27 protein-coding genes and 5 tRNA genes are annotated in these 25963 nt (G+C 35.5%); 7 read left to right on the forward strand and 25 right to left on the reverse strand.

The features are described 5' to 3' along the window. Positions 1-125: 125 nt before the first annotated feature. The 16 genes from rplL to rpsU form a co-directional block, all read right to left on the reverse strand. Positions 126-503: a 50S ribosomal protein L7/L12 gene (gene rplL / locus ASE74_RS23295; RefSeq protein ID WP_029283246.1), complete on the reverse strand. Its 378-nt coding sequence runs from the start codon at positions 501-503 to the stop codon at positions 126-128. 64 nt (positions 504-567) lie between these two features. Continuing rightward, positions 568-1089, reverse strand: a complete 522-nt coding sequence (rplJ, locus tag ASE74_RS23300) for a 50S ribosomal protein L10 (RefSeq protein ID WP_055914879.1) — start codon at positions 1087-1089, stop codon at positions 568-570. Between the two features lie 2 nt (positions 1090-1091). Next, positions 1092-1790: a 50S ribosomal protein L1 gene (rplA, locus tag ASE74_RS23305; protein WP_029279316.1), complete on the reverse strand. Its 699-nt coding sequence runs from the start codon at positions 1788-1790 to the stop codon at positions 1092-1094. A 20-nt stretch (positions 1791-1810) separates the two neighbouring features. Beyond that, positions 1811-2254, reverse strand: a complete 444-nt coding sequence (rplK, locus tag ASE74_RS23310) for a 50S ribosomal protein L11 (protein WP_010601094.1) — start codon at positions 2252-2254, stop codon at positions 1811-1813. 142 nt (positions 2255-2396) lie between these two features. After that, the gene (locus tag ASE74_RS23315) at positions 2397-2915 is read right to left on the reverse strand and encodes a hypothetical protein (protein ID WP_055914882.1); all 519 of its coding nucleotides are present in this window, start codon (positions 2913-2915) and stop codon (positions 2397-2399) included. A 122-nt stretch (positions 2916-3037) separates the two neighbouring features. After that, entirely contained in the window at positions 3038-3577 is a 540-nt protein-coding gene (gene nusG, locus ASE74_RS23320) for a transcription termination/antitermination protein NusG (protein WP_025143263.1), read from the reverse strand. Between the two features lie 9 nt (positions 3578-3586). Beyond that, positions 3587-3784 (reverse strand): preprotein translocase subunit SecE, encoded by a 198-nt coding sequence (gene secE, locus ASE74_RS23325; RefSeq protein ID WP_025143264.1) that lies wholly within the window; start codon positions 3782-3784, stop codon positions 3587-3589. A 91-nt stretch (positions 3785-3875) separates the two neighbouring features. After that, positions 3876-3946: transfer RNA gene (locus ASE74_RS23330), tRNA-Trp, on the reverse strand. 83 nt (positions 3947-4029) lie between these two features. Continuing rightward, positions 4030-5217 carry an elongation factor Tu gene (tuf, locus tag ASE74_RS23335; RefSeq protein ID WP_029279334.1) on the reverse strand — a complete coding sequence of 396 codons (1188 nt, stop codon included), beginning with the start codon at positions 5215-5217 and terminating at the stop codon, positions 4030-4032. 126 nt (positions 5218-5343) lie between these two features. Continuing rightward, positions 5344-5415: transfer RNA gene (locus ASE74_RS23340), tRNA-Thr, on the reverse strand. Between the two features lie 80 nt (positions 5416-5495). Beyond that, a tRNA-Gly gene (locus ASE74_RS23345) sits at positions 5496-5571 on the reverse strand. A gap of 81 nt (positions 5572-5652) precedes the next feature. Beyond that, a tRNA-Tyr gene (locus ASE74_RS23350) sits at positions 5653-5735 on the reverse strand. Between the two features lie 39 nt (positions 5736-5774). Then, a tRNA-Thr gene (locus ASE74_RS23355) sits at positions 5775-5847 on the reverse strand. 552 nt (positions 5848-6399) lie between these two features. Continuing rightward, positions 6400-6747 (reverse strand): ribosome hibernation-promoting factor, HPF/YfiA family, encoded by a 348-nt coding sequence (gene hpf, locus ASE74_RS23360; RefSeq protein ID WP_055914885.1) that lies wholly within the window; start codon positions 6745-6747, stop codon positions 6400-6402. A gap of 14 nt (positions 6748-6761) precedes the next feature. Then, positions 6762-7646: a tyrosine-type recombinase/integrase gene (locus ASE74_RS23365; RefSeq protein ID WP_055914889.1), complete on the reverse strand. Its 885-nt coding sequence runs from the start codon at positions 7644-7646 to the stop codon at positions 6762-6764. A 159-nt stretch (positions 7647-7805) separates the two neighbouring features. After that, positions 7806-8000, reverse strand: coding sequence for a 30S ribosomal protein S21 (rpsU, locus tag ASE74_RS23370; protein ID WP_025143268.1), 195 nt, complete (start codon positions 7998-8000; stop codon positions 7806-7808). Positions 8001-8169: 169 nt separating this feature from the next. On the opposite strand from rpsU, the gene ASE74_RS23375 reads away from it, so the two are divergent. Further along, positions 8170-8556 (forward strand): hypothetical protein, encoded by a 387-nt coding sequence (locus ASE74_RS23375; RefSeq protein ID WP_055914892.1) that lies wholly within the window; start codon positions 8170-8172, stop codon positions 8554-8556. A 112-nt stretch (positions 8557-8668) separates the two neighbouring features. Here the strand turns inward: ASE74_RS23375 and ASE74_RS25030 are convergent, their stop codons facing one another. The 3 genes from ASE74_RS25030 to ASE74_RS23385 all read right to left on the reverse strand — a co-directional run bounded on the left by ASE74_RS25030 (position 8669) and on the right by ASE74_RS23385 (position 11508). After that, positions 8669-8842, reverse strand: a complete 174-nt coding sequence (locus ASE74_RS25030; RefSeq protein WP_200912349.1) for a DUF6496 domain-containing protein — start codon at positions 8840-8842, stop codon at positions 8669-8671. Positions 8843-9126: 284 nt separating this feature from the next. After that, positions 9127-10281, reverse strand: a complete 1155-nt coding sequence (locus ASE74_RS23380) for an acyl-CoA dehydrogenase family protein (protein ID WP_055914896.1) — start codon at positions 10279-10281, stop codon at positions 9127-9129. A 327-nt stretch (positions 10282-10608) separates the two neighbouring features. Further along, the gene (locus ASE74_RS23385) at positions 10609-11508 is read right to left on the reverse strand and encodes a ComEA family DNA-binding protein (protein ID WP_055914899.1); all 900 of its coding nucleotides are present in this window, start codon (positions 11506-11508) and stop codon (positions 10609-10611) included. Between the two features lie 95 nt (positions 11509-11603). Here ASE74_RS23385 and ASE74_RS23390 point away from each other — a divergent pair, with 95 nt between their 5' ends. The 6 genes from ASE74_RS23390 (at position 11604) to ASE74_RS23415 (ending at position 17725) form a co-directional block, all read left to right on the forward strand. Further along, complete coding sequence (locus ASE74_RS23390; protein WP_055914902.1) at positions 11604-13355, forward strand: lysophospholipid acyltransferase family protein; 1752 nt, start codon at positions 11604-11606, stop codon at positions 13353-13355. Between the two features lie 339 nt (positions 13356-13694). Continuing rightward, positions 13695-14504, forward strand: a complete 810-nt coding sequence (locus tag ASE74_RS23395; protein ID WP_055914905.1) for a lysophospholipid acyltransferase family protein — start codon at positions 13695-13697, stop codon at positions 14502-14504. Between the two features lie 177 nt (positions 14505-14681). After that, a complete protein-coding gene (locus ASE74_RS23400) occupies positions 14682-15833 on the forward strand; it encodes a hypothetical protein (protein ID WP_055914908.1) in 1152 nt (383 codons plus the stop codon). Between the two features lie 128 nt (positions 15834-15961). Continuing rightward, positions 15962-16237 carry a hypothetical protein gene (locus ASE74_RS23405; RefSeq protein WP_055914911.1) on the forward strand — a complete coding sequence of 92 codons (276 nt, stop codon included), beginning with the start codon at positions 15962-15964 and terminating at the stop codon, positions 16235-16237. A gap of 282 nt (positions 16238-16519) precedes the next feature. After that, entirely contained in the window at positions 16520-16834 is a 315-nt protein-coding gene (locus ASE74_RS23410; RefSeq protein WP_055914914.1) for a hypothetical protein, read from the forward strand. A gap of 411 nt (positions 16835-17245) precedes the next feature. Then, positions 17246-17725: a hypothetical protein gene (locus ASE74_RS23415; RefSeq protein ID WP_055914918.1), complete on the forward strand. Its 480-nt coding sequence runs from the start codon at positions 17246-17248 to the stop codon at positions 17723-17725. 603 nt (positions 17726-18328) lie between these two features. Here the strand turns inward: ASE74_RS23415 and ASE74_RS23420 are convergent. The 6 genes from ASE74_RS23420 to ASE74_RS23445 form a co-directional block, all read right to left on the reverse strand. Then, on the reverse strand, positions 18329-19780 hold the full coding sequence (locus tag ASE74_RS23420) for a hypothetical protein (protein ID WP_055914921.1): 1452 nt from the start codon (positions 19778-19780) through the stop codon (positions 18329-18331). Between the two features lie 83 nt (positions 19781-19863). Next, the gene (locus ASE74_RS23425) at positions 19864-22659 is read right to left on the reverse strand and encodes a TonB-dependent receptor (RefSeq protein WP_082458910.1); all 2796 of its coding nucleotides are present in this window, start codon (positions 22657-22659) and stop codon (positions 19864-19866) included. Positions 22660-22771: 112 nt separating this feature from the next. Then, positions 22772-23287, reverse strand: coding sequence for a DUF962 domain-containing protein (locus tag ASE74_RS23430; protein WP_055914977.1), 516 nt, complete (start codon positions 23285-23287; stop codon positions 22772-22774). Positions 23288-23467: 180 nt separating this feature from the next. After that, a complete protein-coding gene (gene rny, locus ASE74_RS23435; protein WP_055914924.1) occupies positions 23468-25039 on the reverse strand; it encodes a ribonuclease Y in 1572 nt (523 codons plus the stop codon). Between the two features lie 297 nt (positions 25040-25336). Then, the gene (locus tag ASE74_RS23440; protein WP_025143281.1) at positions 25337-25627 is read right to left on the reverse strand and encodes a cell division protein ZapA; all 291 of its coding nucleotides are present in this window, start codon (positions 25625-25627) and stop codon (positions 25337-25339) included. A 33-nt stretch (positions 25628-25660) separates the two neighbouring features. Further along, the gene (locus ASE74_RS23445) at positions 25661-25951 is read right to left on the reverse strand and encodes a hypothetical protein (RefSeq protein WP_055914926.1); all 291 of its coding nucleotides are present in this window, start codon (positions 25949-25951) and stop codon (positions 25661-25663) included. Between the last annotated feature and the right edge of the window lie 12 nt (positions 25952-25963).

Raw genomic sequence — 25963 nt, forward strand, 5'->3', positions numbered from 1 at the left:
ATTTGTTTGGTTTCGGTTTCAAGCATTCTCATTAACCAAACAAAATGAGATGTTTATAAACAGGTAAAGACACCGACATTTTCAGTCGGTGTCTAATACATTTTTAGCTTAGCTAAGTTAAGTGATTACTTAATCTCAACTACTGCTCCAGCTTCTTCTAATTGTTTTTTAAGAGCTTCAGCTTCGTCTTTAGATACACCAGCTTTTAATTCTTTTGGTGCTCCGTCTACTAAGTCTTTTGCTTCTTTCAAACCAAGGCCAGTTAAGTCTTTAACAAGTTTCACAACTGCTAATTTAGCGCCACCAGCTTCTTTTAAGATAACATCAAATGATGTTTTTTCTGCAGCAGCAGCAGGTGCATCACCACCAGCAGCAGGACCAGCAACTACAGCAGCAGCTGCAGGCTCGATACCATACTCGTCTTTTAAGATTTGAGCTAATTCGTTAACTTCTTTAACGGTTAAGTTTACTAATTGCTCAGCAAACGATTTTAAATCTGCCATTTTATTAAGATTTTAAAAATTTACGTAAAAATAATTTTGTTTTATTGCGAACTTAAGGTGTTCGTTAACCTTCTCTCTCTTGTAGAGTTTTAACAATTCCTGCAATTTTGCCTCCGCTTGATTTAAGCGCAGATATAACATTCTTAGCTGGTGATTGTAATAATCCAACGATATCTCCGATAAGCTCTTCTCTTGATTTCAAGCTTACTAAGTTATTCAATTGGTCATCGCCAACATAAACTGATGAATCTATAAATGCTGCTTTAAGCAATGGTTTATCAGATGTTCTTCTCAAAGCTTTAATCAACTTAGCCGGAGCGTTTGCTGTTTTTGAGAATAATAATGATGATGAACCTTTAAGGGCATCGTATATCTCAGAAGCGTCGCCGTCTAAACCTTCAATCGCTTTGCGGATTAAAGAGTTTTTAGCAACTTTCATGATGATATCACCTTCAAAACATTTGCGACGGATGTTATTAATCTGCTCAACAGAAAGGCTAGAAGTATCAGCAATATAAAAATTGCCATACTCTTGCATTTGTCCTTGTAGTTCTAAAACTACTTCGTTTTTTTCTTCTCTGTTCATGATTAAATCCCCGCTACTGATTTTGTTTCAATTGCAATTCCAGGACTCATTGTAGAAGACACGTGAATGCTCTTAAAATAAGTTCCTTTAGCAGCAGATGGTTTTAATTTTGAAATTACCTGAATGATTTCAAGTGCATTCTCATAAATCTTATCTGCTGGGAATGATACTTTCCCTATTGAAGCGTGTATAATACCGCTTTTGTCTACTTTAAAATCAATCTTACCTGCTTTAACCTCTGTTACAGCTTTACCAACTTCGTTAGTTACTGTACCAGATTTTGGGTTTGGCATTAAGTTCCTTGGACCTAAAACGCGGCCTAATTTACCTACTTTTGCCATACAAGCTGGTGTTGTGATAATAATGTCTACATCGGTCCAACCACCTTCAATTTTAGCCACATATTCGTCTAAACCTACGAAGTCTGCGCCGGCTGCTTTTGCTTCTTCTTCCTTATCAGGAGTTACTAAAGCTAAAACACGAACAGTTTTACCTGTACCGTGTGGTAAAGTAGCAATACCACGTACCATTTGATTCGCTTTACGCGGATCAACACCTAAAGATACATCAATATCAACTGATGCGTCAAATTTAGTGGTAGTGATTTCTTTTACCAAAGCAGCAGCAGCCTGTAAAGTATAAGCTTTACCAGCTTCTATTTTAGCGTGTGCCTTTTTTTGATTTTTAGTTAATTTCGCCACTGTTGTAAACTGTTTTTTAATTAATTGTTCCAGGGTGCGTCACCAGAAACGGTGATTCCCATACTGCGTGCTGTACCAGCAACCATACTCATTGCAGATTCGATTGTAAATGCATTTAAATCAGGCATTTTATCTTCAGCAATAACTTTAATCTGGTCCCAGGTCACCGATCCAACTTTTTTACGGTTAGGCTCAGCAGAACCACTCTGTAATTTAGTAGCATCTTTTAATTGGATAGCTACAGGAGGGGTTTTGATGATGAAATCGAATGACTTATCAGCATAAACAGTAATTACAACTGGCAATACTTTACCTGCTTTATCTTGGGTACGAGCGTTGTACTGTTTGCAAAACTCCATAATGTTCACCCCTTTAGCACCTAATGCAGGTCCTACTGGTGGCGATGGATTTGCCGCTCCGCCTTTGATCTGTAATTTGATCATTGCACTGACTTCTTTTGCCATTTTGTGTTTTTTGTTTATTTAAAACTCAATGTTAAATATTGGAAGCATGTAACATTTAATTCCTTATAGCTCCTATAAAGCTTAAAGGACTGCAAAGATATGGATAATCTTACAGTCCCACAATAGTTTGAGAAAAATATATTTATTTTGTATTCAACATATCCAAAACTTCCTTATGCCTTCCAACTATTTCATTATTTGATAATGCGATGGAAGCATTCGGCCTTACTATAGCCTTTATCAATTTGTGATCATAAAGGTAATATCTGGTTTCGAACGTATTTTTAACTTTAGAATCTTTCAGGTACATCGGCTTATCATAAAATGTTTCCTTTCTGAAAAGAAAATATAAACCATTAGCATTAATATAGTAATCTTCTTCCGTCTTTCCCATTTCGCCATAAAAGATACAATGGATCTTTTTTAGCGTTTGTTTATCGTAGTAACCTATTACCTCCCCGCCCTCTGCCGACATTGATGAAGCGTTTTTAACTTTCTTTTTATAAAATCTTAAACGATTATTAATAGTAGAATAATCTGCTTGTATTTTCTTAAGGATAACCGCCGTATCAACTAACGGTGTAATTAAATAACGATCCGCACTAAAACCAACCGTAGCAAAGCAAAATATACAAATCAAAAATACCACGAATCCTTTCATTGCTATTTGGATTATATTTTTTTAAAGATATAAAAAACAACGAATCATAATTTCCTAAAATATCTAAAACAAAAAAGCCTTAGAAAACAATTCTAAGGCTTTATATATTTAAAAATAAAATTTTACTCTTTTTCCACTTGCATGTAGTTAAGCTCAAGCGGTGTTTTACGACCAAAGATTTTAACCATTACTTTTAGTTTTTTCTTCTCTTCATTTACCTCTTCGATAATACCAGAGAAACCATTGAAAGGCCCGTCCATTACTTTAATGCCTTCGCCAACATAATAAGGAACATTCATGGTTTCACCTTGTTCGCTCATTTCATCAACCACACCTAAAATACGGTTAACTTCTGCCTGGCGCATTGGAATTGGATTACCAGCTTTATCACCAAGGAAACCAATAACGCTATTAATTCCTTTAATGATGTGCTCTAACTCTCCGTCTAATGTAGCTTCGATTAAAACATAACCAGGGTAAAAGTTACGTTCTTTGGCAATTTTTTTACCATCTTTCATCTGGTAATATTTTTCCATTGGTATTAATACCTGTGGAACCAAATGAGAGAAACCTAAACGGCTGATCTCAGCATCTATGTACTGTTTTACTTTCTTCTCTTTTCCGCTAACAGCCCTTACAACGTACCACTTTAGATCGCTCATTAGTAAATATTAATTAGAAAGTGATTTATAAAAAGTATCTAACACAAATGTAGATCCTTTATCCATTGCAAAAATAACCAATGCAATAATTAAAGAAGCCACCAATACAAGGATTGCAGAACTCTGCAATTCACCCCAAGTAGGCCATGTAACCTTATTGGTCATTTCATCGTACGATTCTTTTATAAACTCAACTACTTTAGCCATATTATAATGATTAAATGATTGAGTTAGTGAGCGAAAGAATGAAAAAACATTCAATCATTAAAACATTCACTAATTCAATCATTAATTTGAGCACGGGAACAAGGATTCGAACCCTGATCAAAGGTTTTGGAGACCTCTATTCTACCGTTGAACTATTCCCGTAATTAGAAAGCAAAGTGCTTAAGCGTGCTCAAACACTTTGCTTTTCTTATTTATTTAAGTTCCGATAAATCGGAATTTAAAATTTATTTTAAAATTTCAGTTACCTGACCAGCACCTACTGTTCTACCACCTTCACGGATAGCGAAACGTAGACCTTTTTCCATTGCGATAGCGTTGATCAACTTTACAGTGATTGTAACGTTATCACCTGGCATTACCATCTCAGTACCTTCAGCTAGTGAAATCTCACCAGTAACATCTGTGGTACGGAAATAGAATTGAGGACGGTATTTGTTGAAGAATGGAGTGTGACGACCACCTTCTGCTTTTGATAATACATAGATCTCAGCTTTGAAATCTGTGTGAGGAGTTACTGAACCTGGTTTACAGATTACCATACCACGACGGATATCAGTTTTCTCAATACCACGTAACAATAAACCTACGTTATCACCTGCTTCACCATAATCTAAGATCTTACGGAACATCTCAACACCAGTTACTGTAGATTTTAAGTTCTCAGCACCCATACCTAAGATTTCAACCGGATCTCCAGAGTTGATTACACCACGCTCAATACGACCAGTTGCTACAGTACCACGACCAGTGATCGAGAATACATCTTCAACAGGCATCAAGAATGGAAGCTCAGTTAAACGTGGAGGAATTGGAATGTAGCTGTCAACAGCATCCATTAATTCCATAATTTTTGCTACCCATTTAGCATCTCCGTTCAAACCACCTAAAGCAGAACCTTGAATAACAGGAATATCATCACCAGGGAAATCGTAGAACGATAATAATTCACGAACTTCCATTTCTACTAATTCTAATAATTCAGGATCATCAACCATATCCACTTTGTTCATGAATACAACCAATGAAGGTACACCAACCTGACGAGCCAATAGGATGTGCTCACGAGTTTGTGGCATTGGACCATCAGTAGCAGCAACAACGATAATAGCACCATCCATTTGAGCCGCACCTGTAACCATGTTTTTAACATAATCCGCGTGACCTGGACAATCTACGTGTGCGTAGTGACGGTTTGCAGTTGAATACTCAACGTGCGCAGTATTAATTGTAATACCTCTTTCTTTTTCCTCAGGAGCTGAGTCAATTGAATCGAATGAACGTGCCTCAGATAAACCTGCATCAGCTAAAACTTTTGTAATAGCTGCTGTTAAAGTTGTTTTACCGTGATCGACGTGACCGATTGTACCGATGTTTAAGTGCGGTTTACTACGGTCAAATTTTTCTTTTGCCATTTTATTTATAACTAATTAGTAGGTTAACTTTTTATTAATTTTTATTTATTGTTTTGATGCAATGCAACACAAAAAACCTTGTCTACACTGCATATTAAACAGATTTAACAAAGCTTTATTATCCTGAGCCAACTATGGGAATTGAACCCATGACCTCTTCCTTACCAAGGAAGTGCTCTACCGCTGAGCTAAGTCGGCTTTTTAGTTTCCAGTTCCAGCCTTTTAGTTTTAACCAAATTAAAACTGTAACCAATAACTGCCCACTTTTCTAATCTTATTGGAGCGGAAGACGAGGTTCGAACTCGCGACCTATAGCTTGGAAGGCTATCGCTCTACCAACTGAGCTACTTCCGCTTTTAAAAACTAGTGATTGATTGAATGAAAGAATGAGAGATTTATTCTATCATTAAAACATTTGGTCATTCATTTAAAGTGTGGGGAGAGAAGGATTCGAACCTTCGAAATCTTGCGATAACAGAGTTACAGTCTGTCCCATTTGGCCGCTCTGGAATCTCCCCATTTTTTACTTCAAAATGCTAACACTTTAAAATAAAAAGAGCCTCCTATCGGAATCGAACCAATGACCTACTGATTACAAGTCAGTTGCTCTACCAGCTGAGCTAAGGAGGCTTTAAATTTTGTGCAATGATACGAAAAATCTTCATTTTTCATACTATCAACGTGTTTTTTTAAAACTTTTATCTTTTTAAAGAACAACCCTTTTCTGATTGGCTTAACACCGTTTCCGAAAGGGAATGCAAATATACACACTTATATTTCACTTCAAAATAAATTTGAAAAAAAATAGAGAACTTTTTTAGTGTTTTAACCCAAAAGCCGCGATTTACAATAATAGATACTTCATAATCAGCCCCTTTGCTATTGTATAAAAATGCATTATTATTTTTAACTTTTAATACGTTTTAAGCAATGTGAATCGGTTTTTAGCCTTAACCCTTATTTTACGCTTTTACCTAGTTGGTTAAAACATGCGTACACACTTAGCTGATTAATTCAAATAGTATATGTTTCTTAAAAAACTTCAAAACATTACTTAGTTAATCATTTTTTTGATTGATCATTATAATGGAGAAAATGTTTACCATGAAAATGTATTTCAATAAAAAAACGGCAACACCATGATGAATGATGTTGCCGTTTTATTTATAAAACCAGACTATGTTAGTAGTCAGCAGCTTCGCTTTCGGTTAAAATTGCTTTATGCTCGCTTAATTTTGCGCGCGTTTTATCTTTATGTTTAGTGATCTGCTTTCTTAACGATTCGATCGCCAGATCTGTGGCTTCTTCAAATGATTTACATTGTTCCTTTGCAAAGAGGGTACCACCTGGTACAATGAGTTTTATCTCACTGATTTTATTGGCCTCGTCTTCTACGTTCTCTAACTTTAAATACACTTCTCCGCTAATGATCTGGTCGAAAAACTGATCTAGCTTGTTCGCTTTCTTCTGTATAAAATCTAACAACTTACTGTCTGCACTGAAGTGGATTGATTGAACTCCGATTTTCATTTTTCCTCCTTTTTTTACGCCTTTGGATGGGCTTGTTTATAAATTGTTTTTAATCTTTCGATCGAATTGTGGGTATAAACCTGGGTTGCTGCTAAACTTGCGTGGCCCAAAAGTTCTTTGATTGCATTTAAATCTGCTCCTGCATTTAGCAGACTTGTTGCATAGCTATGCCGAAGCACGTGGGGACTTTTCTTTTCATTGGTTGATATGTGGTTTAGGTATGAGGTAACAATGCGGTATATTAATTTTGGATATGCCGCCGCACCTGCATTGGTAACGATTAAGATAAGCAAATTGTTATTAAAGTTTTGCAACTTTTTTAGGTTAATATAGGTATCAACCTGATTGATAAGCTGTTTATTTACGGGTATAATTCTTTCCTTATTTCTTTTACCCAATACCTTGATTGTTCCCGAATACACATCAATATCTGTTTCTTTTAACTGAAGTAACTCGGTTAAACGCATACCGGTACCAAAAAGCAGTTCAATTACCAGATGATCGCGTACAGAAGGAAAACTCTCATTGAAATAATTTTCAGAATCCAACAATTGATCCATCTTTTGCGAATCAATAAACACTGGAAGCCGTTTGGGAATTTTAGGGGCTTTAATTAATACAGTCGGATTTTGGTCAATCTTTCCGGCTCTTAATAAAAATTTGTAAAAGCTTCTTAAAGCTGAAATTTTGCGGTTGATGGTATTTTCGGATACTTCCTGCTCCATCAATTCTACCATATAACTTCTTAGATGGGTATGCTTAACTTCAAGGAAACTGAGCGTGAAACTATCATTGATGTATGCCTCAAACTGATCTAAATCTGTTTGATAAGCGCCGATGGTATGTTGAGAATAGCGCTTCTCGTGAGTTAAATATGTGATAAAACTTTTTAGCAACATTCAATATCTTTTTACGGGCATTGATATGAAGTTACAAATAGTTTTGATATAAAGAAATCATTAATTAATTGTTTATTGTAAAGTTTTGGATTCCTTTTAAAACAAAAAAGTCCTTCCGATTTTAATCAGAAGGACTTTTTATATTTATATCGTAAACAACTATGAAGTTGTATCTAGATTCATGTTCTGAATGTAAACAGCATGTTTAATTTCAGTACGGCGAGCAACGGATTTTTTCTCGTATGCTTGGCGACTACGTAGTTCTCTCAATACACCAGTTTTTTCAAACTTTTTCTTGAAACGTTTAAGGGCTTTATCTAATGATTCGCCGTCTTTAATGTTGATAATGATCATAACGCTGAAATACCTCCTCTCGTGGTTTTTAAATTCTTCCCCTGTTATCGGGGATGCAAATGTAAGCAAAAGATTGAAAATTAGAAAGATTTAGAAAAAAGAAATTTAATTTAAATCATTAAGCAAACTCATCTGTTGATTACCTACATTTATATATACATTATTATTTATGACTACAGGCAAAAAAGTTACCTCAATTATTGCAGTAATAGTTGTTATTGTATTAATTGCAATTTGTTACTACCGTTATTTCTTTGTTTTTGGCGAAGGCGTTAAAGCAGGCGAATTAAATTATGTGGTAAAAAAGGGCTATGTGTTTAAAACCTACGAAGGAAAATTGATTCAAAGCGGTATAAAATCCAGACAAACAGGAACTTTACAGAATAATGAATTTGAATTTTCTATCGCAAATAAGGAAATAGCAGATAAAATGATGGCCAATAGTGGTAAGTTTTACGAATTACATTATAAGGAATATAAAAATTCGCTACCGTGGCGTGGATTTAGTGTGTATGTAGTGGATAGTATTTTAACATCCAAAGATATACCGCAATAAGCTGAACATGAGCAGAAAGCGAAAAGTCCAAAGACTAAAGCTTAAAGATGTGGGAAGATAGTTTACACACCTTGCCTATTCGCTTTGGTCTTTCGGCTTTAGTATTTAAGTTTTAACCTTTCTTCGGCACCTTAGCTCCTTCTTTTCTTGCTTCTGATAATCCGATGGCAACTGCTTGCTTTTTGGATGTTACTTTTTTACCGGAGCCGCTTTTAAGCTTGCCCTCTTTCATTTCGTGCATGGTTTTTTCAACTTTATCACCAGCTTTTTCTGAATACTTTGCCATATTTTAGTTCATTAGTCAATGGTTCATTAATACATCTCGTTAATCGGTTAATTGTTTAAATTGATTAGCTGATGTTATGCGCCAAACTTAATTAACCTTTAGTATTAGTAAAACAAGGGCAATAAAGGGTTGGTTTGGGAAAATTGAACAAAAAAAATCCGGAGGAGGTTAAGCCGTCCGGATTGCTCATAATATATTTGGTTTGTTGTTTCTAAGATTGAAGGTGTAGGGCGTAATGTTTAGGGTGATCGACATTAGCCTTGAACCCTAAACCTTATACCTTTCTACCCTTGCAATATTTCTCGGGCAATTACAATTTTCTGTATTTCGGATGTGCCCTCACCTATGGTACATAATTTACTATCGCGATAAAATTTTTCAACCGGGAAATCTTTGGTGTAACCATAACCGCCAAATATCTGTACGGCATCGGTGGCCACTCTTACCGAAACTTCTGATGCAAAATATTTTGCCATTGCCGATTCTTTGGTCATAGGTAAATGCCTGTTTTTTAAATCGGCGGCCTGGCGGATCAATAATTCAGCGGCTTCAATTTCGGTAGCCATATCGGCAAGTTTAAAACTAATGCCCTGGAAGCTTGAAATAGGCTGCCCGAACTGCTGGCGTTGTTTCGAATAGGCTACTGCCGCATCAAAAGCACCTTTGGCAATGCCCAGGGCTAATGCTGCGATCGAGATTCTTCCACCATCCAAAACTTTCATGGCCTGTTTGAAACCTTCACCTACATTTCCCAATAAATTGGCTTTAGGTACCCGGCAGTTATCAAAAATCATTTCCGTGGTTTCCGACGCCCTCATGCCCAGTTTATTCTCTTTTTTACCTGCTGTAAAACCAGGTGTACCCCGTTCAACAACAATGGCAGAAATCCCTTTCGAGCTCCCCTGCTCACCTGTTCGTACCATTACTACAGCAATATCGCCGCTTTTACCATGGGTAATCCAGTTTTTTGCTCCATTTATAATATAATCGTCGCCATCTTCAACAGCAGTGGTCATCATTCTAAGCGCGTCTGATCCCGTGTTGGCTTCGGTTAAACCCCAGGCACCAATCCATTCGGCTGTTGCAAGCTTTGGCAGCCACTTCTGTTTTTGTTCTTCATTGGCAAATGCTAAAATATGCCCTGTACACAAGGAGTTGTGTGCAGCCAGCGAAAGGCCAATTGAACCACAAACCCTGGCAACTTCTACAATTACATCAACATATTCCTGATAACCCAATCCGGAGCCACCATACGTTTCAGGTACCAAAACGCCCATTAAACCCAATTCTCCTAGTTGCTTAAACAGTTCTATCGGGAAATGCTGTGCCTCATCCCATTCCATGATATTCGGACGAATGTTTTTCTCAGCAAAATCGCGGACCATGGCCTTCACATTCTGCTGAGTTTCTGTTTCTGAAAAATCGAAGCTTACGCTCATTAAATTATATTTTAAGTTAGTTGAAGGCAATTATAAACATTTATTTCATAGTTAATTACCATAAAATATTTGTGCAATTACAGAATGAAATGGTATTCGGTTCAATTAGTATATCGGTTAATTTTAAACCCCGAAATTACCCGAAAAAGTTTTTTTATATTTTTTCACACTATAGGGGAATAAACCGATAATAGGGTTTTGTTGATGAGAATAATTGCTTTCACCTTGTTGGGCTATGCGTATTATATAAACTGAAAGATATACATCTCAATTAATTATCGTGGGAAAGCTTGTGAACAGCAAATTAGGAGATTAATTAATCAACGTTTAAAAGGAAATATAAGGTAGAATCTTATCAATTACCTCTTGATTTAAGATTACGATCTTTTTTAAATCTGTTGAACCGACATAATTACCATGTTGTTTTCGATACTGGAGAATGGCGTTGATTTGTTTGTACGATAAATAGGGATTTGCTTTTAAATCGTTAAAAGTTGCGGTATTGATATTGACTTGCTTTAAAGGTATGGCACTCATTGAAACTTGACTTTCTATTGCTGCATATTTATTAGCATCCAAACCATAAACCTCCATTAATTGCTCTTTTTTATAAAATCCGCCGAGTCGATTACGGTATTTAACAATTCTGCTTGCAAAAGCTCCCCCTATTCCTTTTATCTCATCTAATTTTGCAGAATCGGCCAGATTTATGTCCACAATAACTGCGGCTTTTTTCACATATTCCTTTTTTTCGAATGGTGTAAACTTTTTTGAAAAATCACCTTGCTGATTAGCAATGTTTACATACGGCAACAGTTTTGCATACATTTTAGGAGAAATGGTATACATTTTCTTCAAATCTTCGGCTTTGTAAAATCTGCCACCTTTTTGGGTATAATTTACTATGGCTTGTGCCTGTTTAGGCGATAAACCTAAATGCTGCCAGCCTGTTGCGTCCAAAGTATTAGGGTCGAACTTAAAAAGTTTACTGTTATCTTCCCGGCCAGGATTTTCAATGCGGTCGCGGATCTCAGAAGCATATTTTTCGTCGGCTAAGGTTATATTCTGTATCCTGCTCAACAGATTTGGATCATCTTTTTCAATAGGTTTATAGGCACTATATAATAAAGGTATAGCCTTTAATAATAAAATAATGGATACTAAAAACAGTAAGCCATTAAATTCTCCTTTGCTAAAACCGAAATTTTTATTGAGCCAAATTCTCATTGATGTGATATGACATGTGTATTATAAATATAAATCTTATTTTTGGGATTGCAAAACTGAGCAGGTTTTGCTTATCAACGCCATAAGAATTATATATGAAGATCATAACTACGTCTGAGTTTGCGAAAGCGACAAAGATAGATAAGCTAGGTGTACCAGGTTTAGCGGGTTTGATGATGGAGATCATGAAACTGAATGACATCAATGATGTATTCGCTCAAAATCAACACTTTAAAGGTTTAGAGTTTGTAGATAAGATACTGGAAACCATTGGCGTTTCTATCGAATTTGATGACGACGATTTAAATAGCATCCCAAAAACTGGTCCTTTCATTGCCATCGCAAACCATCCTTATGGTGGTGTAGAAGGTTTGGCTCTTGTTAAACTTTTATGCACCGTTAGGCCGGATGCAAAAGTGATGGTAAACTTTATTTTAAAGAAAATCCCAAATCTGGATGAGTTTTTTGTTGCCGTAAACCCTTTCGAAAATGTTCAGCACTCCTCAAGCATCAGTGGTTTAAAAACTACTTTCGATTTGCTGAGAAATGGCATTCCGATAGGAATTTTTCCTGCCGGAGAGGTTTCTACTTTTAAATTGGATGCGCAGCAGGTAACCGACAGAATGTGGCATCCGGTTGTTGGTAAGCTTATTGCCAAAGCTAAAGTTCCGGTTGTACCTATTTATTTTCATGGTAATAATGGTGTTTTCTTTAACATTTTAAGCTTCATCCACCCTACTTTGCGCACGGCAAAACTTCCTTCGGAGTTTTTAAATAAACATGGCCGCACCATTAAGGTAAGAATTGGTAAGCCCATTGCGATTTCAGAAATTTCGCACATGAACAGCAGCAATAAGTTAATGGACTTTTTAAGGGCCCGTACTTATGCGCTAGGAATTGGACTGGATACGGAGAAAAAACTCTTCAATCCACTAAACTTATTTAAAATTAAAAAGAAACCTGCAGAGGTTATTGAAGAAACTTCGCGGTTATTGATTAAAAGTGAGGTTGAAAAGTTGGAGGATTTTAAGGTTTGGACGGAGAAAAACTATGAAGTTTATATTGTTCCTACACTAAAGATTCCTAATATTTTAAGGGAAATTGGCCGCTTGCGGGAGATTACCTTCCGCGAAGTGGGTGAAGGAACAAACAAAAAAATAGACCTTGACAACTACGATATTTACTATAACCATTTATTTATTTGGGATAGGGATTTAGAAAATATTGTAGGTGCGTACAGAATTGGTAAGGGCGACGAAATTTTAGAAAGCATGGGCCGCCGTGGGTTTTACCTTTCTGAACTCTTTAAAATGAAAGATCAGTTTTACCCTATGCTGCGCCAAGGGATAGAACTTGGCAGATCGTGGATCAGGAAAGAATACCAGGGCAAGCCACTTCCTTTATTTTTACTTTGGAAAGGCATTTTAAAATACCTGATTGATAACCCACAGTACCGCTATATGTTCGGGCCGGTAAGTATCAGCAACAATTTTTCTAAATTTAGTAAAGCTTTAATTGTTGATTACATTACAAAAAACCATTTCGATTATGAGATGGCCAAGTATGTTAAACCGAGAAATAAATTTAAAGCAGATCTTTTACCAATTTCTACTGATACATTGGTTGACAGTAGTGAATCTTTTAAAGATTTAGACAGTATTATTGGTGACATAGAAAATTCGCACATTAAAATCCCTGTATTGTTAAGGCAGTATATGAACCTTAATGCAAAGATTATTTCATTCAATATCGATCCTAAATTTTCTGATTGCCTGGATGGGTTTTTAGTTGTAGATACACACAATATTCCACCAGAAATGCTGGAAAAACTTGGCAAGAACTTATAATTTCATTCAATAAAAAAACCCAGACATCCATCTGGGTTTTTTATTATCAACTAACCTAAACTTTATAAATACTAACCAAATATTTATGCCACAAAAGTATAGTGAGCTTGTTAAGTTGGTATTAATGAAATGTTATTTATAGAATTAATTACAATACAATTTGTTAACGAATAAATACGCAGTTGTTCATATTATTCCGTTATCTTTAGCTACTCTGTATGAGCTATGATGAACATTCGACTTTGAAAAACAGGATGTTTCCCTCCCTTATATTTAGCTCAACTAAATAATCTTTTATTAGGTTGGTTTTCGAATAGAAATCAATCTTGAATTCTCATTATGACGGTCATTTCTAAAGAAAATTTTTCAAAAGCAACAGGTATTTGTAAAATTCCCATCCCTGGTTTGGCTTCCTTTTTAATGCGTTTTTTAAAGATTAATGAATTTAACGGAATTATTAAAGATGCCGATACTTTAGAAGGTGAAAAATTTGCAAACCATATCCTTAAAGTTTTAGGTGTTACCATTCAGATCAGTGATGAAGACTTGGCCAACATCCCGAAAGAAGGTGCATTTATAGCTATTGCAAACCACCCTTATGGTGCAATTGAATCGCTTGCACTTTTGAGCACACTAGCCAATCACCGTCCCGATACCATGTTTATGGGAAACTTTCTATTAAAGAAAATCCCGAACCTGGAAAAATGCATTATCGCCGTCAATCCCTTCGAAAAAGTTCAGGATGCATCAAGCATTAGTGGATTAAAAACAACTTTGAAAGTTTTAAAGGACGGGAGCCCGGTTGCTATTTTCCCCGCTGGTGAAGTTTCTTCTTATAAATTCAGAAAAAATCAGATTACAGACCGAGAGTGGCATCCTGTGGTTGGAAAAATCATCTCTAAAGCCAATGTACCCATTCTTCCAGTCTATTTTCATGGCAATAACGGGATTTTTTTCAGTTTGCTAAAATTCATACACCCGTCTTTACAAACTGCCAAATTGATTTCAGAATTATTCAACAAAAATGGCCATCAATTAAAAATCAGTATTGGCAAACCCATTCATTTAAAGGAGATTGCTTGCAAAGATTGTAATACTTCTCTTTTGAAACACTTAAGAAAAGATCTTTACGCATTAAAAAATGATTAGGTTGGTTTTTAAAGTTCAATGTTAATTCCTGGTTAGTTACTATGCCTCCTGTTAACATAAAGAAATTGTTGCTTTAACGTTAATAATAAGTAAATTTAATGTAACCAAATATGTTGTGGTTTGATACGAGGGATTTACATATTATTTTCGAGCATTATTTTATTTGCTTTTTTGGTGATGAATAGCAACATCGCCATGGGGCAAAACTATTCGTTTGATTTTTATAACGGTACTTTCAATTTCAAACTGGATTCTACAACCGTAATACCCACAGCAAATGCAGCTAGTGCTGCCGAAGTTTCGAAATTCTATAGCAGCATTTCTTCAGGTGATTATGAACCGCTTATTTCTTCATTAAAAGAATATCAGAAAAAATACGACTTAAATGACTGGATTTATTACCAGCTGATCCGTAAAACTGCTGAGGAGATCAGTCCTAAAGCAAACAATTATTTCCGGTATACCTTATATAAATGGTTTTTGCTCAGTAAATGTGGTTATGATGCCAGGCTGGCAGTTGGGAATAATCAGGTGATCTTTTATGTGCGAAATGATGAAGATATTAGTGATATCCCCTTTTTTATGGTCGACGGAAAAAAGTTTCTCTGCTTAAATTACCACGATTATGGAAAACTATTTAAACAGGCTGATACTTATAAGCCGGTTAAAATTTCCGTTCCGGAAGCAAAAAACGCCTTCTCTTATAAAGTAACGCGTATGCCCGATTTTAAACCGGATAGTTATCAGGAGAAAGATATCGCGTTTAGTTATCGACAAAAAGTACAGCATTTTAAACTTAAAGTGAATGAAAATGTACAAACCATTTTCAAAAACTATCCGGTAGTCGACTTTGAAAGTTATTTTAACATCCCACTGAGTAGAGAAACCTATAGTTCGCTCATTCCAACATTAAAAGAAAATTTGAAACACCTGGATAAGAAAAAAGGTGTTGATTATTTGATGAAGTTTACCCGCTATAGTTTTTTATACGAAGATGATAGTGAGAATTACGGTGAAGAAAAACGTTTCTCGCCAGAGCAAACTTTATTAAGTACTTATAGTGATTGTGATGACCGGGCGGCCCTGTTTTTCTATCTGGTAAAGGAAATATACGATTTACCCATGATCGCTTTATTGTATCCTAAACACCTTACCATTGCCGTACAATTTGATACACCTATAGGCAAGGCGATTACTTATAAAGGCAAAAAATATTCTTATTGTGAGCCTACACCACAGGCGCAGAATTTAAAAATCGGACAGCTTTCTGCCAACCTTAAAGACAGTAAATACCAGGTAGTTTATGCTTATGAACCTATAAGGCGATAACGGGCTTATGGGCTAATTCAATGTTAATTTAATATTTATTTAATGTTATCTTATCAATAACAAGCTGAATCATCAGCTAATAACAGTACTTTTATTTTTGAACTGATGTTTAAATTTAATTTGTCTTTATGTCTGCAACAATATATACCATTTTAAAAGAATTTTTTGTTGAGGCAAACGGCCATGCCATTAAGGCCAGAATTATGTCGCCAATTAATGATGAGAATATTTTTGTGTTCCAAATTAATTCTTTTTATAAAAGTAAAACCGACGCCGATGCTTACGAACCTGCATCTACATTTACCTCATATGCAAATGCCGAGCGACATTTATTACAATACCTGGAGGGTTTTCAAAATACTTTAGATCTTGGTGGAGCCATTGCACCAGGCCATAACTTTTAGTTATTTTCGCTATTGTTTCTTCAGGATTGATCTCTGATGAGATTACATTTACATCAGTATTCGTTTATCACTTTTATTGCCAAGAAGAATTAGCAGATAAATAATCAAAAAAAACTTTAATCAAAATTGGACAAGCCAGGCTTTCCTGACTACAAACTTCCTGATTTAAAATAAGTTAAAACAAATATTTTACATGTTAAGCTGGCAACCGACTGTTAACATAATGATAATATTAATTTAACTTTCCGATTCTCTATCTTTGAAAATACCCATTAATTTTAGATGAAAAAGAATAAATCGAAGTCGAAAAATCATTCGACAAGCAAAAAGTTACGTAAAGAATTAGAATCCAAATTAGTACTTGCATTTACAGATCTTCTTGATCAATACGGCAAAGCAAAAAAAACAGATAAGGTAATTGAGAAGTTTGCAAAGCAATTAGCAAAGAAAGTTACTTTCAAAATACAAGATGATTCTATAGCTCCATTTACAAAAGAAGAAATCACCAGTGCTGAACCTGCAAAAGCAAAAACAGCTAAACCGGTTGTAATAAAAAAAGCAAAAGTAATTGTTAAGGAAGAGGTTGAAGCGAAATAAATAAAAAAGGCCTTGTTGGTAACCCAACAAGGCTTGCTTAATGTTTCAATAAAAGCTTATCGTAAATTTCCTCTGATCTTCTGTAGATAATCGACAGCTAAAATTTACAGTCGTTATTCAAAAATCTACCGGGTAGAGCCGCTCGCATTTTTAATATTTGTTTCAAAAAAAATAAGTATATTGGCTGTGTTAATTAAATAAACCGTTAACGAACCATATAATCTGCCCGGATAAACTTAGCTTATCCTTAGCGGCAATAAAACTCATCCCATTTATTTTATTGGTAAATACGCAATTTGATTAGGTAAATCAAGGTTGTGGCAATTTTCTGTGCTACCGCCCTGATTAAACCAGCCATTTCAAATTGTGTTTAGGTTGAAATTATTTTTTCAATTAAATAACATATAATCTATGAGTTTAAACAACAAAATCTCGGCAGAAATTACCGCCGAGCAAATGGCAAAAGTTACCGCACAATTACAGGAAGCAAGAACAACGCTTAAAGATGTGTTGATTTTTAACCTTTCGGCAGATGAGCGCCAGACCATGTTAAAAATGGGAGACAGAACGTTGGCCTTTGTAGGCAGGGCAATTACACACGCAAAACAATCGCCCAATTTGGTACCCTCTTTTTTAGATGTGACCGAAACACAAAAAGACTATAAACTTGCAGCCGATCTGTATGAAATTTACCTCGAAGCAAGTAAGTTTTTACGAGCGGTAGATGACTGTATGATGGTAGCTGGTGGCGAAGCCTATGAATCAGCATTGGTTTTTTACAACGCTGTTAAAGGTGCAAATAAATCAAATATTGCAGGTACGCAAGATATTTATGATGACTTAAAGCAGCAATTCCCAAGAAACAAAAAGAATACCGAAACAAATATATAACAAAACGGTAATGGCAGTGATTTTCAATTATTGCCAATACTTTTCTTTTTGTGCCAGTTAATTAAACCTGCTTACAGCAGTTATTGATAAATCAAAAACACCTAATTATACGTTAAGCACATATATCATTTAACAAAAAACCTATAATTATCTGTTAGGAACATATATTATTTAACCAATAACCTATAATTATAGCTTCAGAACATATATTGTTTAGCCAGAAGCCTATAAGTATAGCTTCTTAACATATATTGTTTAATCAAAAACATATAATTATGGGTTCAGAACATATATTGTGTTTAGCCAAAAGCATATTTTAACCTAAGACAGAATAATGAGCCTGCTCATCTTTTTGAAAATGAATCGAAAAGTTCACAAAGCAATTAACTAAAAAAGTTACTTTCGTTACTCAAGATGATTTTATAGCTCCATTTACAAAAGAAGATCAAGCTACACCTGCGGCTCTAAAAACAAAAAAGGTTAACCGGTTGTAATAAAAAAGGCAAAAGTAATTGTTAAGAAAGAGGTTGAAGCGAAATAAATTCCATAAAAAAGGTCTCGATTTAAGAAATCGAGACCTTTTTTATTACTTTAATTTAAGGATTATTTAACTGCTCCTGGAGTAGTATAAGCTAAAAGTTGTGCATCAGCATCAGCCCAACCTGCAGCCCAATTTTCGGTACCGAAAGCACCTCTGTAAGCTACTTGAGTAAAAAAAGATCCCGAAACCTTTGCATTTGTAAATGCAGCACCAGTTGCTGCTGCAGAGTTTGCAGAATAAGTAAAATCTGCTTTTCCAGCTGCACCATTAGCTGCGAAATCCGTTCCATAAATATAAGGATTAGCAAATAGTGAACTAGCATATTTACTTCCATCGAAAGTACTTGTTAACTTTAATAAGTTAGTTACATCTGTTAAAGCTCCCGCAGTACTTACACTGATATCAGCTTTATTGCCATACATTAAATTGTTCGCAAAAACTGCAGAGCCTGAAGTAAAGTTGGTTGATGTTGAACCAGCGGTAACAACTTTAGTATCATCAATATAGATTCCAATTGGAAAACCCGAAATTACAGAATTTAAAATGCTGATTGAAGAATTACGACGGATTTGAGCACCGTGATAATAGTTTGCATTAAAAGCACCACCAGCAGCTTTTATTGGGCCTAAAATAGTAACATTTGAAAAAACTGCGGAAGTTTTAGGTGTTTGATCGGTACCTGTTCCATTGTTATCTGATTCGAATCCGTTTGATTGGGATTGATCGGCAACGGTTGAAACACGTTGTGCCAATGCAAACTGTACATTACCTGCATAACCAAAATCCGTGTCAAAATCATCATCCCAAGTACCAATTGCTAATAAATGCTTCGCATTTACTGTACCACCAAACCATTCAAAAGCATCATCTCCTGAACGATAAATCTGAATATAATCAAGAGTTGTACCGGAGCCAACACCACCCATTGTTAAACCGTTGATTTCGTTATCAACTGAATAAGCAATACCACCAAATTCGATACGTACGTATTTCATTGTGCCAGAATTATCTGCCGCATCAGTACCTCCATAAAAAATGTATGCCTTTTCATCTTTGCCTGTAGGTTGAACTAAACCACCTTCAATTTTAACATCATTACCTTGGTTAACGGGTGCTTTACCTAAAAGGATTATACCACCCCAATCACCATGGGTACGTGCGCCAGCTGCCAAAGCTGAAGTAAATACAATTGGTTTATCTACAGTACCAGTAGCGTTAATTTTAGCACCGCGAGTAATGATTAAGGTCCCTTTGGAAGCCTTATCACCTTTAATTATCGTTCCAGGTTCGATAGTTAATGTAGCACCTCCACTTACAAACACGAATCCTTTTAGTAAATAAATTTTGCTTGCTGACCAAGTTGTATTAGCAGAGATTTCACCGGTAACCTCTACAACATTGGCATTCGAACCTGTAGGTATTTCAGTTGAAGGCCCCTCAACAATTATATTCTTTTTGCAAGAGGTAGTAAATAAAACTACTGACAATGCAAGTAGCAGAAATTGGTTTTTCATTTTTTTCTTTTTTAATATTATATACAAAGAGAGTTTTTTAATTTTTCTTCAGGATTAATATCCTATTACCTTATTGTTAAAGACTAGAAAGTGTAATTGAATGATAATGAAATGTTTCTACCAGATTTATAAGACGAGAAAGTTTCATCTCCACCATTACCTACACTGCCGTTGTATTTTTTATCTCCATTATAATCGAAATAGACTATGTTTCTCTGATTTAGAATATCACCCGCATTCAATTTAATTTCTCCTTTAGTTTTAAGCACTTTGTAACTCACCTGGAAATCAAGCACATCTCTTGGGTTTTCCCATGTACTTGGGAAACGTATGCCACCTGCCTGTACAATTCTTCTTCCTATTTTATTGTAAAGGATATTGAAGTTTAATTTGTTGTTTAACGCACTGTGTTGAAAGCCAGCATTGATTACATAAGGAGATTGACCAACCATTGGTCGTGTTTTATCAATAAAATCCTGATCGGTGGGATTGGTCACTTTAGATTTAATCAAAGACAAATTAAAGTAAGCAGTAGTATTTTTGAAAAAATCGGTTTCATTAATAAAGTTTAGGTTTTTCCTTGCTTCTAATTCCAAACCATAAGTGTAGGCTTTTGGAGTGTTAAAGAACGAAACGTCAGTTGTAGAACCAACATCATAACGATAAGACTCAATCGCATTTGTAAAGTGCTTATAAAATGCAGAAACCGAAAATAACTGACCAGCATCAGGGTAGATTTCATACCTTAAATCTGCATTATCAATTATTGATCTTTTAAGATCTGGGTTACCTGTAATATTTCCCAGTTGCTCGTAGTCATAATAAGAAGAAAGCGAAAGTTCTCTAAACTCAGGTCTCGCTAACGTACGATAGTATGAAGCACGCAAATTTGCTTTTTTTGTTAAGCTATAAGTTAAATTTAAAGATGGAAGAAAATCTAATTGCGTATCATCAACATAAGTTTGAATTGAATTTAATACTTTAACATTATAATTCTCTATTCTTAAGCCATAAACTGCCCTAAAATTCTCTCCAAATTTCTGATCAAGCATTGCATAACCATAATTTGTAAATGAATTAGCTTTGTAACTATCCAAAGGGCCTCCTACTTCTGCTATTTTATAAACACCCGATTCTATTAAAGATTGAGAAAATATTTCTGTAATTGGCAGTGCTCTAATTTTAGTTTGCAGATCCGCATCATTGGTAGTTAATTCAGCACCAATAAAACGGGCATCAAACGTACGGTCGCGATATTGAGAACCTAAACCAAGTTTCATTGTTGTTGAAGCATCAAAAAGCTTAAATGGAGTACTAAAGTTTACGTCACCAGCGTATACATCCTCATTTAAGTCTGAAAATAACCTGGTATTATCTTTACCCAAAGAGGTAATATTTGCCTGATATAGAACAGATGGATCATTTTGAGCGGACAGTGGTTTAGTATAGTTCATTTTCAGCTGATTAGGCTGATTATTACCAATATTACTGTAAGAAGCTGTCCACTTTAATTTGTTATTTCCTTCACCAATTTGATGATCGCCTTCTAAAGTAGTTTTAAATAGTGACTTCTGCATAATATCATAAGCGTAAAACTGGTTTAATGAGTTTCCATCCTTAGTACCAGTCCTCACTGTATAATTATCATCATAGTTTTTGTTGTAGATATTTTTAAAACTAATTTTATTTTTTCCAAAACTATATGCAAAATTGGCTAATGCTCCAAGGTTTGTAGAAAACTTGTATTGATTATCATTGTAATTATATACATAGAAATTACGCTCAACATCCTCATTAATTGTTTGTGCATTTCTATATGTAGCAGAAATCAATGCTCCAAATTTATTTCCATTTTCTGCTTGTTTAACCCTACCTAAACTAAATTGATAGTTTTGAATAGGCAATGCGGTTGTAGTCTTAATCGCGTTATCAGTTGGTAATGATTTTAGGGCGGCAATGTTTTTAGAATTTGGAAGATTTCCAGATGCAAGTGCAGCAGTAGTTGGGAAATTTTCTGCCAGCTGTTTTGAACCATCTTCATAACCTAAATAAGCGAGAGCATTCTTTTTTGTTCCAAGAAAATCTTTAAAAGTAGATTGGCTGTTGTAACCATAACCTACACCAAATGAAAAGAAGTTTTGATCTGGGATATCTTTGGTTACAATTTGAACTGCTCCACCTGCAAAATCAGCTGGTAAATCAGGAGTAGCTGTTTTATTAATGGTAATTTTATCAACAAGATTTGATGGTACAATATCAAATGAAAATGCTTTTTTATTAGCTTCAGTGCTTGGTAGAGTAGAATTATCGAGCGTAGCAGTATTATACCGATCACTTAGTCCCCTAACAATAACAAATTTATTATCCTGAATGGTTGCACCGCTTACTCTTTTTAAAACATCAGAAGTATTTCTATCAGGAGACTTTTTAATCTGATCGCTGGAAATACCGTCAGAAATTAATGCGCTATTTTTTTGTTGAGCATATAAAGAGTTAACTGATTCTTGTTTAAAGCTCGCTTTTACAACAACTTCGCTGAGATTTTGCCCACTTGCTTCAGTAAGCACTACATTTAAATTTGTAACTGATGGCGATTTAACTTCTATATCAGATACTTCTTTACTTTGATATCCTACATAAGAAAATTCGAGTGTATGTTTCCCGTTAGCCATAGCCTGTAAAACGTACTTTCCGTCAACATCAGTAGATACACCCTTAGTTGTACCTTTAATTTTAACCGTTACCCCGATTAAGGTCTCGCCCGTTTTTTTATCGGTAACTGTTCCAGAAATTTTTCCAGTTTGCGCATACGAAAGTATGCTGATCGTTAAAGCGAACACTGTAAGTGCCGCTCTTTTAAAAGAGTTTTGTAAATCCAATTTGCCTTTATTTGATAAGGGCAAAAGTATTACCACAGTGTTAACTGTAGATTAGGTATTAATTAATGTTACTTTACCTTAAGGTTAATTACAGGTTAACAACTTTTTTAACTCAGTACCTGATACCTGTTTTTTTGCAAATGAAGTGCAATAACCAGATCGGGCCTATTAACAAGAATTTAACATCATCAAGAAAAGATGGCTTTTTTCCTTCAATTTTATGCCCTATAAACTGACCTGCCCAGGCAGCCACAAATATTGCAGCATAAATGGCATAAGCAGTTCCACTCCCTAAACCAACGGCCTGTTCAATTTTAACAATGATGTAACTCATCAGGCCTACCACCCAAATCATCATAAAAAACAGTACAGGTGATAAAGTAAAGTAATAATAAAGGCTAAATGCCAGCAGGAAAGATGCCCAGTTAAAAAAACCGTTATAGCTACCCAGAAAGCCAAGGTGCGGAAAAGGAATCTGCCAGATTAACCCCAATAAGCTAAATACAATTAATGGAACACAGATCCAATGCACCAGTTTGTTGGTTGGATTTTGGTGACTTTCGGCATACTTATCAAAAAGTACATCTACAGGCCGTTTCGGTTCTATTGTTATGGATTGCTTGCTCATTATGTAAAAATAAAAAAAAGCGATGGAATATCCATCGCTTAATACTTTGTTTATTAAACCGTTCGTCATGCTGAATTTATTTTATCAGCAGTTTTTATGGTTTTAAGGTCAGATAGCTACTTCGTGGTCAGCATCTTTTCTATAAATACATCCTGAAACGAGTTCAGGATGACGATTAACTTATTTAGCAAATGCTACTGAACGGGTTTCTCTGATTACCGTAACCTTGATCTGACCAGGGTAAGTCATTTCGGTTTGGATACGGGTAGAAATATCTGCAGCTAAAAGTTCTGCCTGTGCATCAGTAATGCGTTCGCTTTCTACAATCACGCGTAATTCTCTACCTGCCTGGATAGCAAATGTTTTCTCCACACCTGGATAAGATAAGGCCAGTTCTTCTAAATCTTTCAGGCGTTTAATATAACTTTCTACCACCTCACGGCGTGCACCCGGACGGGCACCAGAGATCGCATCACATGCCTGAATAATTGGAGAAATCATTGAAGTCATCTCAATTTCATCGTGGTGGGCACCAATTGCATTACAAATTTCAGGATGTTCTTTATATTTTTCGGCCAGTTGCATCCCTAAAATTGCGTGTGGCAATTCGGGATTATCATCAGGCACTTTACCTATATCGTGTAATAAACCTGCGCGTTTGGCCATTTTGGCATTTAAACCTAATTCGGCAGCCATTGTAGCACAGAAATTTGCAACCTCGCGCGAGTGATGTAACAAATTTTGACCATAAGATGAACGGTAACGCATACGGCCAACCATACGGATCAGCTCAGGATGCAAACCATGGATACCTAAATCGATTACAGTACGCTCACCAATTTCAACGATTTCATCTTCGATCTGTTTTTTGGTTTTGGCAACAATCTCTTCAATACGTGCCGGGTGGATACGTCCGTCGGTTACCAAACGGTGTAAGGCCAAACGTGCAATTTCTCTTCTTACAGGATCAAAACCTGATAAAATAATAGCTTCCGGTGTATCGTCTACAATAATCTCAATGCCGGTAGCTGCCTCTAAAGCACGGATATTTCTACCTTCTCTACCAATAACGCGTCCTTTTATCTCGTCACTTTCGATATGGAAAATGGATACTGAGTTTTCAATAGCAGCTTCGGTAGCGGTACGTTGAATGGTTTGGATAACCACTTTTTTAGCTTCTTTACTTGCGGTAAGTTTTGCTTCGTCTACAATATCCTTTATCTGGATCATTGCCTGTGTACGGGCAACTTCTTTCAGGTTTTCTACCAATTGGTTTTTAGCTTCATCTGCTGATAAACCTGCAATGGTTTCCAATTGTGTTAAATGCTGATTTTTTAGTACCTCAACTTCTTCTTGCTTTTTAACGGCAATTTCAGTTTGTTTTTCGAGGTTAACTTTTTGTTTATCGAGTTCCTGCTCTTTTTTATTAAAATTTTCCATGCGCTGATTTACCGATTGCTCTTTCTGCTTCATGGTATTTTCGCGTTGGTTAATGTTGTTGTTTTTAGCATTCACTTCTTGCTCATGCTCAGCTTTCATTTGCAAAAACTTCTCTTTTGCTTCTAAAAGTTTATTCTTTTTTAAAATTTCTGCATTGTTCTCTGCATCTTTTAAAATCTTTTTCACTTTGTTCTGTGCAGCAACTTCCTGCTGTTTAAGCAAGTTGCGCAGGAGGAATCTTCCTACCACTACTCCGATAGCAATACCCGCTATAACGGCAAATACGTATCCTAATATTTCAACTATTTCCATTTTGTTTTTTAAGTAAAAAAAAAACCGCAACTAATTTTTAAAGTCTCATACATTTTAAACCTCAACTAAGCATAATTAGGGTTTAAGCCATTTTCAGGTGCCATAGCAGATGAAATACGCCCTCTTAACCCTATAGATATTGAAGTGTTAAGTTTTATAAAATTTGAAACTCAAAAACTAGCTGCGGCTATGTTTTTATGCTAAATATTGGCCCCGTCATCCCGAACATATTTCAGGATCTTATAAATTTAGTCTCTGAAACGAGTTCAGAGTGACGAATTGCCGAAAGAACGAACCTTATTTTGAAAAGAAATTATTGAGTAAAACATCCAATTCTTCAACTTTATCAGCAACAGCAGTATCCTGGTTTTGTACTTTATTTTCTGTTCTTAATACGGCGGTTGCATAATGCAAAACTGCCATAGAAAGAAGGTCCTGCTTATCTCTAACCGCATAATTATCCTGGTAATCTTTTATGCGCTCATTGATCATTTTTGCTGCCCGTCTCACAATTTCTTCCTCTTCCATATTCACCTTTAACGGATAAATACGGTCGGAAATGGTTATTTTAATCGAGATTTCTCCCATTGTTTAGCTTAGTTTCTGATTTCTTTGCATCATTTATTTTTTTAATAATGCAATACTTTTATCAATCTCACGCACAAAATCGTTAATTTTTTGTTTAATATCAAGCGACTTTTCACTTGTTCCCTCAATACTTTTTGCCAATTTTGTAACCCTCAGTTTTTCGTCGAGTTCTACATTTTTGCCTTTAGCCGTATCAAGTGCAACTTTTAACGATTGATTTTCAAGCTTTAATAAATCATTTTCTTCCTGTAGCGCATTACATAACTCAATTACCCGAGCCGTTTTTTGTAATACTTTATCTAATTGATCTGCAACAGAAGTCATGAATTTATTTCT

Source organism: Pedobacter sp. Leaf216 (assembly GCF_001421515.1).
Taxonomy (GTDB): Bacteria; Bacteroidota; Bacteroidia; order Sphingobacteriales; family Sphingobacteriaceae; genus Pedobacter.